Below are 15169 nucleotides of genomic sequence, written 5' to 3'. Positions count from 1 at the left end.
GTTTTGCTCACGTGCAACGTCGCGCATCGCATTCGACCTCTCACTCGCCGAACGTCTTTCTCCCCGCCGTCCGTGTGCCTCTGCCCCTGGCAAGAGGCGGGAATCGTCATATCCGTCCACCGCCGATCGCGCGGGTCGTCGTCGACCCCGAAATCGGTGGCGGCACTGATGGAGCCTTCATGACACGCACCATCGCGATGCCTCCGAATCGCGTACTCGACATACCCGACCACGTCGTCCGGAGCCGCGGCCTGCTGACGGGTTACTTCGCCGGCCTCGGCGTCGTGATGGCCGTCTGGGGAACACGGATCCCCGCGGTCCAGGAATCCGCCGGACTCGGCACGGCCGGGCTGGCCGGGGTCCTGCTCGCCGCCGCGGTCGGCATGGTCGCCGGCCTCCAGGTCGGCGGTCGCCTCGCCCGGCCTGCTCGATTGCCCCAGCTGTTGACCGTCGGCGGGGTCGGTCTGGCCCTGAGTCTCGCGCTGGTCGGCAGCTGCCGGATGCCGATCGCGCTCGCCGCCGCGGCGCTGTGCTTCGGCGCCGCGCACGGGGTACTGGACGTCGCGGCGAATGCCGCCGCGGTGCGCTGCCAGAACGCCTACGGCCGGCCGATCATGTCCGGCCTGCACGCGGCCTACAGCCTCGGCGCGCTGGGCGGAGCGGTGATGGCCGTTGTCGCCGCGCATATTTCGCACACCTACGTCTTCGGCATCACCGCGGCCGCGGTCGTCCTCGCGACGATCGCCGCGGCGCCCGCCACGCGCTGTGTCGGCTCGCCGGTTGCCGACCCGGGGGCGGTGGTGGGTGAGCGTGCGCCCCGACTGTCCCGGTCTCGGATCTGGCTGCTGGGCGCACTGGTCGCGGCATGTCTGCTCGGCGAGGGCGCGGCGGCCGACTGGTCGGCGGTCCACCTGACCGGCCTGCACGCCTCGGCCGCGGTCGGCGCCGCCGCATACGCCGCGTACAGCGCCGCGATGGCGGCCGGACGCCTCGTCGGCGATCGGCTCACCGCCCGCTTCGGAGCGCCGAAAGTCGTTCGGGCAGGCGCGATTCTGGCGTCGGCCGGACTTCTCACCGGTGTGTCGGTGAACGATGTGCCGTTCGCGTTGACCGGCTGGGCCGTCTTCGGCCTCGGCCTGGCCGTCACGATTCCTTCCCTGTTCAGCACGGCCGGCACGGGAGGTCCGCGCGCCGTCGCCGCCGTGGCCGTCGCCGGATATCTCGGACTACTCGCGGGACCGGCCCTCATCGGGGCCATGGCCACCGTCACGACCCTGCCCGTCGCCCTTGTGCTGCCCGCCCTGCTCGCCGCGGGCGTGGCCGCTCTGTCTCATCGAGCACTGGAGAATCAGTGGTAAGCGCTCTGTCTCACTCGTCCACCGACCTCGACGCGGTCATCTTCGACTACAACGGCGTCATCGGCCTGCAGCCGACCACTCCCATGTGGAGCGGTCTCGCCGAACTCGCCGGATGGCGCACCGAAGACCTCACTCATTTCCAGACCGCCTTCTGGAGCGCTCGCGAACCCTACGATTCCGGCGAGTTCGACGACACGGACTTCTGGACCGCGGTGCTCGGCCGCCGGCCCGAACCGGTATTGCTCACCCGCTTACGTGCCGTCGACACCGCGTTGTGGACGCGGACCGACCACCGCGTCGTCAGCCTCCTGCACCGGGCCCGCCAGGCGGATCTGCCGATGGTCTTGCTGTCCAACGCGCCCCACCCGGTCGGCGACGCGCTCGACGCCTCCGACTGGCGCGGCCTGATGACCGACGCCCTCTACTCGGCCCGGCTCGGCATGAACAAACCGCACCTCGACACCTACCGAAATGCCCTGGCCGCCACCGGAGTCGGAGATCCGGGTCGTGTGATGTTCATCGACGACCGGCCCGGCAACTGCGAAGCGGCCGCACGACTCGGCCTGCGAACCCTCCACTACACCGGCTCACCCGCCGATATCGAAAGGCAGCTCGGGACGAAATCGGTCGCCGCCTGCCCTAGCTCTTGACGCCGCCCGCGGTGAGGCCGGAGATGATGCGGCGCTGGAACAGCAACACCATGATCACCAGCGGCACGGTGACGATGATGCCCGCCGCCATGATCGCCGCATACGGCTGCACCAGCGGATCGTTACCGGAGAACCGCGCGATCGCGACCGTCACGGGTTCGGTCCGGTCGACCGAGAGCAGACTGGCCAGCAGGTACTCGTTCACCGCGGCGATGAACGCCAGGATCGCCGTGGTGAACACCGCGGGCGCGGCCAGCGGCAACATCACCAGCCGGAACGCCTGGAACCGGCTCGCGCCGTCGATCCGGGCCGCTTCCTCGAGCTCCCAGGGCAGCTCGGCGAAGAACGAGGCCAGGACGTAGACCGTCATCGGCAGCACGAACGAGATGTTCGGGATGATCATCGCCTGGTAGTGCCCGATCCAGCCGATGTTGGTGAACAGCTGAAACAGCGGCGTCACCAGGACGACCACCGGGAACATCGAGGCGCTCAGGATCAAGCCGGCGACTAGGGTCTTACCGCGAAAGGCCATGCGCGCCAAGGCGTAAGCGGCCATCATGCCGATCAGCAGTGCGATCACGGTGGTGGCCGCGCCGATGACGACGCTGTTCGTCAGCGCCCGCCCGAAGTCGTTGCCGCGGCTGGTGTCGAACGCGTTGCGGAAGTTCTCGAAGGTCAGGTGGGTGGGCCACGGGGTGTTGTCGAAGGTGTAGTCCGGATCGCGGAAGGCGGTCACCGCCATCCAGTAGAACGGGGCCAGGCCCCAGACCAGCACGATCAGCGCACCGACGTACACCCGCGCGGACCGCCACGGTTTGCGCCCAGAGGTAGCAGTGGTCATCAGTGTGCCTTCCGCTGTTCTTCCTGCGTCGCCACCGCATTGGCGCCCAGTATCTTCACCAGCACGAATGCCACCGCGAAAATCATCAGGAAGGTGAGCACCGACAGCGCGGCCGCGCTGTTGGAGCCCTGCCGCACCTGATCGACCACGAGGATCGAAATGGTCCGGGTCGCCGGGTTGCCCTGCATCATGATGGCCGGCAGGTCGTAGAGGCGCAGCGCATCCATGGTCCGGAACAGCACCGCGACCAGCAGTGCGGGCTTCAGCAGCGGCAGCGTGATGTGGGTGAAGCGCTGCCATGCCGAGGCGCCGTCGACCTTGGCCGCCTCGTACACGTCGTTCGGGATCACCTGCAGTCCGGCGAGAATCAGCAACGCCATGAACGGGGTGGTCTTCCAGACGTCGGCGATGATCACCGCGAATCGCGACCACCACGGATCGGTCTGCCACAGGATGTGCGTGTGCAGCACCCGGTTGACCACGCCGTTGTACTGGAACATGAACTCCCACAACCGGGCTGTCACCGCGGTCGGGATGGCCCAGGGGATGAGCACCGCGGCACGCAGCAGCGCCCGCCCGCGGAAGGTCTTGCCCATCACGGTCGCCATGCCGAGGCCGATGGTCGCCTCGAGCGTCACGGTGATCACCGTGAACAGCAGGGTGATCCCGATGGCCGCCCAGAACTGCGAACCCAGGTTGCCGGTGGGGCACGGCTCGGTTCCGCCGCCGGGCAGGGTGCACTGCTGCAGCAGCCAGTGCGTGTAGTTGCTGAACCCGGCGCTGCCGCCCTCGACGAACATGCCGGTGGCGGGGTCGAGCCCGGCGTCCTTCTGGAACGACATCCACACCGCGCGCACCACCGGATAGCCGATGACGACCGCGAGCGCCACCAGCACCGGTGCGACGAACAACCACGCGCGGCCCGACCCCTGCGGGAGCCGTAAGCCCCGGGAGTTACTGTCGCGCTTCGGTTTCGGGCTCACCGGCAGATCGTCGGGTGGCGCGAGATCGGTCGCACCCGAAGGACTCGACACGTTCAACTCTCCTACGGGGCAGACTGCGGACAGGGTCAGGAGCCGGCGGCCTCGATGCCCTTCTGCATGCCGATGATCGCGTCATCGACTGATTTCTTACCGGTCAACGCAGCATATGCGTTGTCCTGGATGGCCTTCGACACCGCCGGGTAGAAGGGGGTCACCGGGCGCGGCACAGCGCTGGCGATCGAATCCTTCAGCGCGGGCAGATACGGGAACTTCGCGATCAGCGCCGGATCGTCGTACATCGACGACCGCACCGACGGGAACGCGCCCTCGGCGACGATGCGCTGGGCATCCTCGCTGATCAGGAAGCGCAGGAAGTCCAGCGCGGTGGCCTTGTTCTTGGAGTAGGCGCTGATGGCGGCGTTGTAACCACCGAGCGTGGAGGCGCCGATGCCGTCCTTACCGGGCAGTGGGGAGACGCCGAAATTGCCCTTCACCGCGGAGGAGTCGGCCTGGGCCACACCGTAGAAGTTGGGCCAGGTGCGCAGGAACAGCAGCTTGCCCGAGGCGAAGGCGTTCTGGCTCTCCGGCTCCTTGAAGGAGATGGCCTCCTTGGGGATGTCGCCGTTCTTGTAGGCGTCGGTGAGCACCTGCAGGCCGGCGCGCGACTGCGGGGAGTTCACGGTCGCGGTCTTGCCGTCCGGGCCGACGAACGAGCCGCCGTAGGCGTTGATCACCTCGGCCGCGTTCACGGTCAGACCTTCGTAGGGTGCGAACTGCCCTGCGTAGCAGCCGATTCCGTGATCGCGCGCGATATTGCAGTCGGCCAGCAGTTCCGGCCAGGTCTTCGGCGGATTCGGAACCAGATCCTTGCGGTAGTACAGCAGGCCGCCGTTGGTGTTGCGCGGCGCGGCGTAGAGGGTGCCCTGGTAGGTCGCGCTGGCGACGGTCGGCGAGAGCAGCGTGGAGGTGTCGAGGGCGAAGGAGTCCTTCAGCGGCTGAATCCAGCCCTTGGCCGCGAACTCGGCGGTCCACGGCACGTCCAGCGCCATCACGTCGTAGTCGGACTGTTTGGCCCGCATGTGCTGGGCCAGGTCGTCGTACTGCTGGGAGGCGTCGTTGGACTGCTCTTTGAACGTCACCTGCTCGTTCGGATGGGCGGCGTTCCACCGGTCGATGAGCTGCTTGACCGCACCCGTTTCGGTGGTGTCCTTACCCTCGACGTAGGTGATCGGACCGCGCCCGCCCAGGTTCTGGCCGGTCGGGTTGCTGCCGTCGCCGCTCGAACAGGCGCTCGTCAACCCGGCGGTGAGCAGTGCCACCGACGCGGTGGCCAGTGCGGCGCGGGACACGAGGGACGAGCGTCGTGACGCGGCGCGCGCGCGAGCCTTACGCGCCTTGTTCGAGGACGCCTTGTTCAAAGCCATCGATACTCCAGGGTCGTAACGAACACAGGTGCCAAGCGTGAGCGCCCGCACACTGCGCCGGTTGCACAAGGCAAGATACATTGTTCGGCTGCTGCGTGGGATACGGCGTCCGCCCCCGCCCTTCGTGGTTACGCGAGCTACCGCCTTCCGCCCCCGCCCGATCGTGTGGGGATGTCGGTGCGTTCTCGTATCCTGGCGCTCGATGTCGACCCAGATGCCCCAGGACAAGTTGCTCACCCGGATCGGTGGGCTGTTGCGTCAGGCCGAGTCGACCGACAACGAGCACGAGGCCGAGGCGTTCATGGCGGCTGCCCAGCGCCTGGCGACCCGTTCGTCGATCGACCTGGCGGTGGCGCGTGCCCATATCGCCGGCCGCGAGCGCCGCCCGACACCGATGCAGAAGGTCGTCCCGATCGGCGAGGCGGGGAAGAAAGGGCTGCGCACCTACGTGCAGTTGTTCGTGGCGATCGCCGCGGCCAACGATGTGCGCTGCGATGTGACCCGCACGTCCACGCAGGTGTACGCCTACGGCTTCGACACCGATATCGCGACCTGCGAGGCGCTGTACACGAGCCTGCTGGTGCAGATGGTGCGGGCGTCGGACCACTACATCAAATCCGGCGCCTACAAATCGGCGACCGTGGAGAAGGTCGTGGTGGAGACGCGCTGGGGTCGCAGGGTGCAGCGTCGCATACAGGCCCCTGTCGCAGCGGTGACTGCTCGGCTGAATTTCCAGATGGCGTTCGCCGATCGGATCGGCCGCCGGCTGGCGCAGGTGAAGGCGGATGTGGAGGCTGAGGCCGTGCGCGACGATCCCGGCTCCGCGGAATCGGCCGCGGGCACCGCGCTGGCCCTGCGCAACAAGGACCTCGAGCTCACCGATTTCTACTCCCGCACCTCCGACGCCCGCGGCACCTGGCGCGGCCCGCAGGAATCCACGGGGTACTCGCCGGCCGCGCGACGTGCCGGGGATCGTGCCGGCCGAAGCGCACGGCTGGGTCTGTCCCCCGAATTGCCCACCGGGCGAGGGCGTCTCGAAGCGCCCGGAGCATGAGCCGCACGAGAGCGGCGCAGTGCGGCGCCGTCCTGATGTGCCCGGCGCACCGCGAGCCGCAGTTGTGACGCCCCGGGATTCGCAGCGCAGCCGCGTCTACGATGCCGAGGGTCTGGTGCGGCGGATGTTCGAACGAGCCGAGGAATTCGGGGCTCGCACGGTCGACTTGCACGGCTCGCAGCTCACGCTGCCGATCGAGCGGAAGTTCGCCTCGGTCGAGTCGGTTCAGAGCTATGTGGACCGAGTGCTGGCATTGAATTGGGTACGCGCGCAATGGCTTCGGGCCGATACGCCGCTCGCGGTGCGTGCCCGCGCGGGCACCGCCGCGGCGCACTACGAAACCGGCCGTGCCGTCCTGGCCGTCCCCCTGCACACCGGCGGAACCGCGTGGGCGCTGCGCGAATTGGTCATACTCCACGAAATCGCCCACCACTTGGAGCCGCCCGGCGTCGACCTCGCCCCGCACGGCCCGGAATTCTGTACGCGCTACCTCGAGCTAGTCGACGGGATCATCGGCCCGGAAGCCGCCCTTCTTCTGCGCGCCACTCTGCACGACTGTGGCGCCCGAGTGGGCTGAACCGATGCCCCGGGCCGTACCGCACGGCCCGGGACACGAGCGCTACTGCCCGGGCGCCTCCGCCCGCACCGTCGGGTCGATGAGGCCGAAGATCTCGCCCTGGGGAGCCTGGACGACGGCGGAGCGGCCGAACGGGGTGTCGTCCGGTCCCATCAGTGCCGTGGCACCGAGTTCGGTTGCGCGGGAGAGCTTTTCGTCCGTCCCGGCGACCTGGAACCAGGTGAGCCAGTAGGGCGGGTTGTCGCCGGGTGCGCTGCCGGCGTCCATGACGCCGCCGGCGACGTCCGCACCGGGCGGGGAGAAGGTGGAATAGACGAAGTTCTCACCGTCGCCGATTTCGTCGAAGGTCCAGCCGAAGACGCGGCGGTAGAACTCCTGTGCGGTGGCGTAGTCGCCGGTGTGCAGTTCGTTCCAGCAGTAGGAGCCGGGTTCGTTGTAGATACCGGCACCGGTGTGGGCCTTGGCCTGCCAGACGCCGAAGATGCCGCCGGTCGGATCGGCGGCCACGCACATGCGGCCCACGTCCATGACGTCGAAGGGTGGGACGAACACGGTGCCCCCGGCCGCGCCGATGGCCTCGGCGACCGCGTCCACATCGTCGGCGGCGAGGTAGGTGGTCCAGACCGAGGGCATCGGCGCCTCGCCCATCTTGGGCCCGATTCCGGCGGCCGGTTTACCGTTCAGCATCGCCATCAGATATCCCCCGGCCTCGGGCGGGCTGTCCATGATCTCCCACCCCAGCAAACTGGAGTAGAAGTCGCGGGCAGCCTGCGGATCGTCGACCGAACAGTCGATCCAGCAGGGCGTACCCTGCGGCCACGCAGAATCACGAGTGGGCATTGCGGAACTCCTATCGTGTGTTCGAGCACGTGAGAACTGCCGATGGCACACGATCAGCTAATCACAGACGGGCGGGTGGGAAAACCCTCGTCCCGCACCCGCCGAGGCGTGCGAGGCCGCGATCAATCAAGGAGCCGCAGCACCCGCTCCAGCCGGCTTCGCCACCACGCCGTGCGCTCCGGATCGGGATGGCGGAAGCGTTCCAGCAGTGCGGGATCCGGGTTCGGCGGGGTGCGCGGAACGCTCAGATATCCGTCGACGGGGCGCAGTGAATCCGCGACCACGTCGCCGGTGAACAGGCTGACGGTGCCCAGCCCGCAGGCGTGGTCGAGTTCCGGCAGGGCACCGGCCAGCGCGAGCTGGGCCGACAGTCCGACGCTCGTCTCCAGTGCCGAGGAGATCACGCACGGCAGTCCCGCCGCCTGCGCCACCCGCAGTGCCCGCCGCACTCCGCCGAGCGGTGTGCATTTGAGTACGGCGATATCGGCCGCTCCCGCCACCGCGACCCGCAGCGGATCCTCGGCACGCCGGATGGATTCGTCCGCGGCAATGGGAATGTCGACCCGCCGCCGGACCGCCGCCAGCTCCTCGATCGTCCGGCACGGTTGCTCGGCGTATTCCAAACCCTGTGCGGCACGGTCGATCTGACGCAAGTTGGTGACCGCGGTATCGACATCCCAGACCGCGTTGGCATCGACCCGGACGGCACCGTCGCCACCCAGCGCATCGCGGACGGCCGCGACCCGCTCGATATCCTCGGCGAGCGAGTCGGGATGATCGGCGATCTTGACTTTCGCGGTGCGGCAACCGGATTCGGCGACGATGGCATACGCGCGCTCGGGTCCGACCGCGGGAACGGTGCAATTGACCGGAATGCGATCCCGGACCGGTTCCGGCCAGCCCTCCTCGATCTGCTCGACCGTGGTGGCGAGCCAGTTCGCGGCCTCGCGGTCGTCGTATTCGACGAACGGGCAGAACTCACCCCAGCCGCGCGGTCCTTCGAGCAGCATCCCCTCACGGACGGTGATGCCGCGGAAGCGAGTACGCAGCGGAATCGCGTAAACCAGGGCCGACGCCGGATCCAGATCGCTCACCCGGGCCAGCCTAACCCTGCGAAACGGCGACGGACCGGCGGCCGACCAGTGGTGCTTGCGAGCACCGGTCGAAGGAATTTCCATAAGTAGCCATGGAGTTCCGGCCGGCTCGCCCGCCGCTGCGGCGCGGCGATGCCGTGCTGAGTGCCGCGGTCTATCTGGCCGGTTGCGGTGTGGCGTGGGTGATCTGGCGGTACGGCCTGCCGTACCGGGATATGGCGCGGCAGCGCACTCGGCCGGGGGACAGTCATCTGCCGCTGGCCTACGCCGTGGCGTTCCTGTCCCTGGTCGGTGCGCTGCTGCTGGCCGGGCGGTGGACCCTGCGGGCGTTGCGGGAACGCCGCCCGGCCTGGCCTTACGCGCTGCTCACCCTGCCGCTGCTGGCCGAGGCGTGGCTGCTCGGTTTCGCGGCGGCGCTGGTCGTGGTGTCGGTCTGAGGCTCAGAGCCGCTCGTAGATGGTCGCGTTCGCCAAACCGCCTGCCTCACACATGGTTTGCAGTCCGAAGCGGGCCCCGCGTTCGTGCAGTGCGTGGACCAGCGTGGTCGCCAGCCGCGCACCGGAGGCGCCGAGCGGATGCCCCAGCGCGATCGCGCCGCCGTTGACGTTCACCCGGGACAGATCCGCGCCGGTATCGGCGGCCCAGGCCAGTACCACCGAGGCGAAGGCCTCGTTGACCTCGAACAGGTCGATATCGGCCAACGACAGGCCCGAGCGCTGCAACACCTTCCGAGTCGCCGGGATCACCGCGGTGAGCATCAGCAGCGGATCGTCGCCCGCGACCGCGAAACTGTGCAGCCGGGCCAGTGGCCGCAGGCCCAGTTGCGCCGCCTTCTCACTGGTCATGATCAGCACTGCCGCGCTGCCGTCGTTGATCTGACTCGCATTGGCGGCGGTCACGTTCCAGCCGATCTCGGGGAATCGGGCGGCATAGGCCTCGCTGTAGTAGGCCGGCCGCAGCCCGGCCAGGGTTTCCAGGGTGCTGCCGACGCGAATGCCCTCGTCGGTGCTCAACCCGGCCAACGGCGCCAGTTGTGCCTCGAAGGATCCGTTCTTCGTTGCGGTGGCGGCCTTTTCGTGACTCGCGAGCGAGAATTCGTCCATGGCGGTGCGCGAGATGCCCCAGCGCGCCGCGATCAGTTCCGCGCTGATCCCCTGCGGTACCAGCTCGTCCGGATACCGCTCGGTGAAGGCCACACCGTTGATATCGGTGGCGCCCGCCACGCTCGACCCCATCGGCACCCGGCTCATCGACTCCAGACCGCCGGCGACGACGATGTCGTAGGCCCCGGCCAGCACGCCCTGCGCGGCGAAGTGGATGGCCTGCTGGCTGCTACCGCACTGCCGGTCGACCGTGGTGGCCGGAACGGATTCCGGATATCCGGCCGCGAGCGCGGCCCGGCGGGTGATGTTGACCGACTGCTCGCCGACCTGGGTGACCACACCGCCGATGACGTCGTCGATCAGCACCGGATCGATCCCGCTGCGTCGCACGACCTCGCGCAGGCTGTGGGCGAACAGGTCGACCGGATGCAGTTCGTGCAGCGCTCCGGTGGCTTTGCCCTTGCCGATCGGGGTGCGTACGGCCTCGACGATCACTGCGTCTCTCATGGCGATTCCTCCGGTATCGCGCCGTTGCGACATCTGACTCAGTCGCTCTAAAGCCAGGTTAGGAGCTGGCATTAGTTGTGGCAAGTCAGAGTTGGTATGATCGTCGTCATGCCCGTGAAGTTGGAAGGACCCCTGCGTGATCTGAATTCGTGGAAGCCGGACGGCTGTTCCATCGTGAAGGCGCTGGATATCGTCGGCGCCCGCTCGACGATGCTGATTCTGCGCGAATCCATCTACGGCACCACCCGCTTCGACGGTTTCGCGGCGCGGGTGGGTATCACCGATGCCGCCGCGGCCGCCGCGCTGCGCAAACTGACCGACGCGGGACTGCTGCGCAAACAGCCGTATCGGGAAGAGGGTAAGCGCACCCGCAACGAGTACGTGCTCACCGAGATGGGCCGGGATCTGCTGCCGGCGATCTTCGCGCTGTGGCAGTGGGGGGACAAATATCTGCAGGGCGGAGTGCCGCCGCTGGAGCGGATCGAGGACACCACCGGTGAACCGGTGCGGGTGGAGTTGCGCAGCGCCGGCGGTGACGAGGTCGCGCTCGAGGACATCCGGGTCCGGGTCAACCAGGACTGGCGCCGGGCACGCGTCGGAACCCGGGATGTGACCGCACAGCGATGAGACGATCGGCGCGGGTCTTCGGCGGACCGGTGCGTGGGCTGACGATCGTGCCCTCGAGCACCCGGAAGCGCTCGAGGGCAACGATATTCGAGTCCTAGGTCAGTCGCTTACCGCTGGCCGGGTCGAAGAAATAGGTGTGCTCCGCATCGCTGGTGAGCGTCAGCTTGTCGCCCTTCTGCGGCGGATTGCGCCAGTCGGCGCGGGCGACGATCGTCTGATCTCCGCCGGCCTCGCCCAGGGTGCGGCCGTAGATGTAGGCGTCCGAACCCAGCTCCTCGACCACATCGATCTCCATGGCGATGCCGTCGGAACCGCCGGCCGGATCGAAATGCTCCGGCCGGATGCCGACCACCACGGTCTCGCCCGCGGCGTCGGCCACCGTGCGCGGCAGCGCGATCGAATGTCCGCCGACGGTCACCGAACCGTCCGACACCGGCAGGGTGAACAGGTTCATCGCCGGGGAGCCCATGAAGCCCGCGACGAACAGATTCGCCGGATCCCGATACAGATCCCGGGGTGAGGCGCACTGCTGCAGCAGTCCGTCCTTGAGCACCGCCACCCGGTCGCCCATGGTCATCGCCTCCACCTGGTCGTGGGTAACGTAGACCGTGGTGGTGCCGAGCCGGCGCTGCAACTGGGCGATCTGCGTGCGGGTCTGCACGCGCAGTTTCGCGTCCAGATTCGACAGCGGTTCGTCCATCAGGAATACCTGCGGCTGCCGCACGATCGCGCGTCCCATCGCGACCCGCTGACGCTGACCACCGGACAGCGCCTTGGGCTTGCGGTCCAGGAAGTCCTCGAGGTCGAGCAGTTTCGCCGCCTCCAGCACGCGCTGCGTGCGCTCGGCCTTACCGACCTTGGCCATCTTCAGTGCGAAACCCATGTTCTCCGCGACCGTCATATGCGGATACAGCGCGTAGTTCTGGAAGACCATCGCGATATCGCGCTGTTTGGGTTCGGCGTCGGTGACATCCTTCTCGCCGATCAGAATGCGGCCGTCGTTGACCTCCTCGAGTCCGGCCAGCATGCGCAGCGAGGTGGATTTGCCGCATCCGGACGGTCCGACCAGTACCAGGAATTCGCCGTCGGCGATCTCGAGATTCAGCTTGTCGACGGCGGGTTTGGTCCCACCCGGGTAGAGCCGGGTGGCGTGGTCGAAGGTGACCGTGGCCATGGTGAATCAATCCCTTCACCGGCAGGAACGTGCCGGACGATCCGAGTAGAGGGGTCGGTGCGCGCCCCACAGTAACCCAGCGGCCCGCGCGGGGTGCAGCGGGCGAGTAGCCTCGTCAAGGGCCGCTGACCGGCCGCGAGAGCAGCTCACGAGACGAAGGAGCATCGGATGACTCGACCGGTTCGCATCGGAGTTCAGCTACAGCCGCAACATGCTCCCGACTACGGGCTGATCCGGGATGCCGTGCGCCGGGCCGAGGATGCGGGCGTGGACATCGTCTTCAACTGGGACCACTTCTACCCGCTCTACGGCGATCCCGACGGCGCTCACTTCGAATGCTGGACCATGCTCGGCGCGATCGCCGAGCAGACCGAACGAGTCGAACTCGGCGCCCTGGTGACCGGCGGCGGATATCGCAATCCCGACCTGCTCGCCGATATGGCCCGCACCGTCGACCACATCTCCGGCGGCCGGCTGATCCTCGGCATCGGCGCCGGCTGGTTCCAGAAGGACTACGACGAGTACGGCTACGAATTCGGCACGCCCGGAACACGTCTGGCGTTGCTCAAGGAATATCTCGCCCGCATCGACGCCCGGCTGCCGAAACTGAATCCGCAGCCGACGCGCCACATTCCGATCCTGATCGGCGGCGGTGGTGAGCGAAAGACGTTGCGACTGGTCGCCGAATACGCCGACATCTGGCACAGTTTCGCCGATATCGAAGCGCTGGAACGGAAGTCGAAGATTCTGGCCGAGCACTGCGCCGAGGTCGGCACCGACGCGAACCGGATCGAGCGGTCGGTGTCCTGGCCCGGCGCCGAACAGGCCGAGCGGCTGGTGCAGGCCGGCGCGACCCTGTTCACCGTGGGCGTCGGCGGGCCCGACTACGAGCTGAGCGTGGTGGAGCAGGCCGTCGCATGGCGGGACAACTTCAATCCGGAGTCGGTGACCGGTATCGCCTGATCGAACACCGCCGGATCGAACACCGCCGGATCGAATCAGTGGGATTCGATTTCCGACGGGCGATGTGGCAGGGGCGGCGGCCCGTGGACCCGCGCCGCGGCCCTCAGGGCCCTACCGGCCCGGCTAGGGTTCTCGGCTATGGCCCGTTTGCCCGTCTCGCGCCCGCGTGCGCTGATCGCGCTGATGGTGGCGATGATGCTGCTGTTCGCCGTCGCCTGCAGCTCCGATGGCGGCAGTTCGTCGCGGGCCTCGAACCTGTGCGCACCCCCCGGACCGTCGGCCGCCTCCCCCGCGCCGACGAAACTGGCGAGCGGTGCGACGGCCGGCACCGATCGATACACCACCGCGACCACCGCGCCGCTGAGTTCGATCGATATCACCAAGCTCGGTTTGTCCCAGCCCGGGGTGCTCAGCGTGGGCACGCTCTCGGACGCGCCGCCGAGTATCTGCGTGGATCCGTCGGGGACCTTCGCCGGATTCGACAACGAACTGCTGAAGGCGATCGGCGCGAAACTCGGACTCCGGGTGCAGTTCTCCGGCACCGAATTCGCCTCGCTGCTCTCGCTCGTCGCCACCGGCCGGTTCGACGTGGGATCGTCGAGCATCACCACCACCGATGCCCGGCGACAGCAGGTTGGCTTCACCAACGGCTACGATTTCGGCTACTTCTCGCTCGTGGTGCCCAACGGCAGTGCGATCCAGGGGTTTTCGGATCTGAAACCGGGCGTGCGGATCGGCGTGGTGCAGGGCACCGTGCAGGACGAATACGTCACCGGCACCTTGCATCTGGACGCGGTGAAATTCCCCGACTACAACACCGCCTACGCGAATCTGAAGACCGGGCAGATCGACGCCTGGGTCGCGCCCTCGCAGCAGGCCACCGGTGCGATCAAACCGGGTGATCCCACCTCGATCGTGCAGAACACCTTCAGCCTGGACAATTTCACCGCCTGGGCGGTGCGCAAGAACAACCAGCCGCTGATCGACGCACTGAATTCCGGCCTCGACGCGGTGATCGCCGACGGAACCTACGCCAAGCTCTATTCCGACTGGGTGCCGCGGCCGCTGCCGCCGGGCTGGAAACCGGGCTCCAAATCGGCTCCGATGCCGCAACTTCCGGACTTCGAGAAGATCGCCGCCGAACATCGGCACGGCGATCAGCAGAACGCTCCGAAATCGACCCTCGCACAATTGAAGGACATGTTCTTCGATTGGTCGTTGTACCGCAAGGCATTTCCCGAACTGTTCAAGACCGGCTTGCCGAATACGATTATTCTGGCGCTGGTTTCGGGCGTGCTCGGCACGCTCATCGGCATTCTGCTCGCGGTGGCCGGTATTTCTCGCACCCGCTGGTTGCGCTGGCCCGCCCGGGTCTACACCGACATCTTCCGCGGTTTGCCGGCGGTGGTGATCATCCTGTTGATCGGCCTGGGCATCGGCCCGGTGGTGAAGGGGATCACCGGGAACAATCCGTACTGGCTGGGCGCGGTGGCGCTGGCGCTGCTGGCCTCGGCCTATATCGGCGAGATCTTCCGCTCGGGCATTCAATCGGTGGAGCCGGGACAGTTGGAGGCCGCGCGGGCGATCGGATTCGGCTATCGGCAATCGATGACGCTGGTGGTGATTCCCCAGGGCGTGCGGCGAGTGCTGCCGGCGCTGATGAACCAGTTCATCGCGCTGATCAAGGATTCCTCGCTGATCTACTTCCTCGGCCTGCTCGCCTCCCAGCGGGAACTGTTCGCCGTCGGCCGCGACCTGAATTCGCAGACCGGAAATCTGTCACCGCTGGTCGCGGCGGGCCTGGTCTATCTGCTGCTCACGATCCCGCTCACCCATCTGGTGAACTACATCGACCGCCGATTGCGCACCGGCCGCGCCGAAGCCGCCGCCGACGAAATCGACCAGGCCGTCATCACGGAAGGACGCGGAGCGTGAGCGACCAGGATGCCAACGGCGTGCGCGACCAGGATGCCA

General features: G+C 67.7%; 15 protein-coding genes. 8 read left to right on the top strand and 7 right to left on the bottom strand.

Translation table 11 applies throughout. The features are described from left to right. The first annotated feature begins 179 nt into the window (after positions 1-179). Together ACPCUW_RS07875 and ACPCUW_RS07870 are read left to right on the top strand one after the other, a co-directional pair. Positions 180-1358, top strand: a complete 1179-nt coding sequence (locus tag ACPCUW_RS07875; RefSeq protein WP_423424138.1) for an MFS transporter — start codon at positions 180-182, stop codon at positions 1356-1358. Next, entirely contained in the window at positions 1352-2008 is a 657-nt protein-coding gene (locus ACPCUW_RS07870; protein WP_423424137.1) for an HAD family hydrolase, read from the top strand. Before ACPCUW_RS07875 ends, ACPCUW_RS07870 begins: the two co-directional genes overlap by 7 nt. Here the strand turns inward: ACPCUW_RS07870 and ACPCUW_RS07865 are convergent. From ACPCUW_RS07865 to ACPCUW_RS07855, 3 genes are all read right to left on the bottom strand, one after another. Continuing rightward, entirely contained in the window at positions 1998-2849 is an 852-nt protein-coding gene (locus ACPCUW_RS07865) for a carbohydrate ABC transporter permease (RefSeq protein WP_423424136.1), read from the bottom strand. The two genes, ACPCUW_RS07870 and ACPCUW_RS07865, sit on opposite strands and share 11 nt — an antisense overlap. Then, positions 2849-3832, bottom strand: a complete 984-nt coding sequence (locus tag ACPCUW_RS07860; RefSeq protein ID WP_051043442.1) for a carbohydrate ABC transporter permease — start codon at positions 3830-3832, stop codon at positions 2849-2851. Before ACPCUW_RS07860 ends, ACPCUW_RS07865 begins: the two co-directional genes overlap by 1 nt. Before the next feature lie 86 nt (positions 3833-3918). Further along, a complete protein-coding gene (locus tag ACPCUW_RS07855; RefSeq protein ID WP_030514173.1) occupies positions 3919-5181 on the bottom strand; it encodes an ABC transporter substrate-binding protein in 1263 nt (420 codons plus the stop codon). Between the two features lie 289 nt (positions 5182-5470). On the opposite strand from ACPCUW_RS07855, the gene ACPCUW_RS07850 reads away from it, so the two are divergent. Next, positions 5471-6310: a DUF2786 domain-containing protein gene (locus ACPCUW_RS07850; RefSeq protein WP_063011588.1), complete on the top strand. Its 840-nt coding sequence runs from the start codon at positions 5471-5473 to the stop codon at positions 6308-6310. A gap of 64 nt (positions 6311-6374) precedes the next feature. Continuing rightward, positions 6375-6887 (top strand): TIGR04338 family metallohydrolase, encoded by a 513-nt coding sequence (locus ACPCUW_RS07845; RefSeq protein ID WP_063011538.1) that lies wholly within the window; start codon positions 6375-6377, stop codon positions 6885-6887. Between the two features lie 42 nt (positions 6888-6929). Here the strand turns inward: ACPCUW_RS07845 and ACPCUW_RS07840 are convergent, their stop codons facing one another. Together ACPCUW_RS07840 and ACPCUW_RS07835 are read right to left on the bottom strand one after the other, a co-directional pair. Further along, entirely contained in the window at positions 6930-7727 is a 798-nt protein-coding gene (locus ACPCUW_RS07840) for a VOC family protein (protein ID WP_423424135.1), read from the bottom strand. A gap of 122 nt (positions 7728-7849) precedes the next feature. Beyond that, positions 7850-8821 (bottom strand): o-succinylbenzoate synthase, encoded by a 972-nt coding sequence (locus ACPCUW_RS07835; protein ID WP_423424134.1) that lies wholly within the window; start codon positions 8819-8821, stop codon positions 7850-7852. A 92-nt stretch (positions 8822-8913) separates the two neighbouring features. Between ACPCUW_RS07835 and ACPCUW_RS07830 the strand changes: the two genes are divergently transcribed. Then, entirely contained in the window at positions 8914-9258 is a 345-nt protein-coding gene (locus ACPCUW_RS07830; RefSeq protein WP_064904944.1) for a hypothetical protein, read from the top strand. Between the two features lie 3 nt (positions 9259-9261). Here the strand turns inward: ACPCUW_RS07830 and ACPCUW_RS07825 are convergent, their stop codons facing one another. Next, positions 9262-10431: a thiolase family protein gene (locus ACPCUW_RS07825; protein ID WP_063011584.1), complete on the bottom strand. Its 1170-nt coding sequence runs from the start codon at positions 10429-10431 to the stop codon at positions 9262-9264. 108 nt (positions 10432-10539) lie between these two features. Here ACPCUW_RS07825 and ACPCUW_RS07820 point away from each other — a divergent pair, with 108 nt between their 5' ends. Further along, a complete protein-coding gene (locus ACPCUW_RS07820) occupies positions 10540-11058 on the top strand; it encodes a winged helix-turn-helix transcriptional regulator (protein WP_064904955.1) in 519 nt (172 codons plus the stop codon). Between the two features lie 94 nt (positions 11059-11152). Here ACPCUW_RS07820 and ACPCUW_RS07815 read toward each other — a convergent pair whose 3' ends face one another. Beyond that, entirely contained in the window at positions 11153-12232 is a 1080-nt protein-coding gene (locus ACPCUW_RS07815; RefSeq protein ID WP_063011534.1) for an ABC transporter ATP-binding protein, read from the bottom strand. Between the two features lie 168 nt (positions 12233-12400). Here ACPCUW_RS07815 and ACPCUW_RS07810 point away from each other — a divergent pair, with 168 nt between their 5' ends. Then, positions 12401-13195 carry an LLM class F420-dependent oxidoreductase gene (locus ACPCUW_RS07810; RefSeq protein ID WP_423424133.1) on the top strand — a complete coding sequence of 265 codons (795 nt, stop codon included), beginning with the start codon at positions 12401-12403 and terminating at the stop codon, positions 13193-13195. Positions 13196-13333: 138 nt separating this feature from the next. Next, positions 13334-15130 (top strand): ABC transporter substrate-binding protein/permease, encoded by a 1797-nt coding sequence (locus tag ACPCUW_RS07805; protein ID WP_423424132.1) that lies wholly within the window; start codon positions 13334-13336, stop codon positions 15128-15130. Positions 15131-15169: the final 39 nt, after the last annotated feature.

Origin of the sequence: Nocardia sp. AB354 (assembly GCF_049538315.1) — a bacterium.
GTDB classification, from domain to species: Bacteria; Actinomycetota; Actinomycetes; order Mycobacteriales; family Mycobacteriaceae; genus Nocardia; species Nocardia nova.
The sequence above is the reverse complement of the archived record's forward strand: the minus strand, read 5'-3'. Positions and strand labels throughout refer to the sequence as shown.

Coding starts and splice junctions, on each gene's coding strand:
- ACPCUW_RS07875 (WP_423424138.1), top strand. CDS start 180: ATGACACGCACCATCGCGATGCCTCCGAATCGCGTACTCGACATACCC.
- ACPCUW_RS07865 (WP_423424136.1), bottom strand. CDS start 2,849: ATGACCACTGCTACCTCTGGGCGCAAACCGTGGCGGTCCGCGCGGGTG.
- ACPCUW_RS07850 (WP_063011588.1), top strand. CDS start 5,471: ATGCCCCAGGACAAGTTGCTCACCCGGATCGGTGGGCTGTTGCGTCAG.
- ACPCUW_RS07840 (WP_423424135.1), bottom strand. CDS start 7,727: ATGCCCACTCGTGATTCTGCGTGGCCGCAGGGTACGCCCTGCTGGATC.
- ACPCUW_RS07830 (WP_064904944.1), top strand. CDS start 8,914: ATGGAGTTCCGGCCGGCTCGCCCGCCGCTGCGGCGCGGCGATGCCGTG.
- ACPCUW_RS07825 (WP_063011584.1), bottom strand. CDS start 10,431: ATGAGAGACGCAGTGATCGTCGAGGCCGTACGCACCCCGATCGGCAAG.
- ACPCUW_RS07820 (WP_064904955.1), top strand. CDS start 10,540: ATGCCCGTGAAGTTGGAAGGACCCCTGCGTGATCTGAATTCGTGGAAG.
- ACPCUW_RS07815 (WP_063011534.1), bottom strand. CDS start 12,232: ATGGCCACGGTCACCTTCGACCACGCCACCCGGCTCTACCCGGGTGGG.
- ACPCUW_RS07810 (WP_423424133.1), top strand. CDS start 12,401: ATGACTCGACCGGTTCGCATCGGAGTTCAGCTACAGCCGCAACATGCT.
- ACPCUW_RS07805 (WP_423424132.1), top strand. CDS start 13,334: ATGGCCCGTTTGCCCGTCTCGCGCCCGCGTGCGCTGATCGCGCTGATG.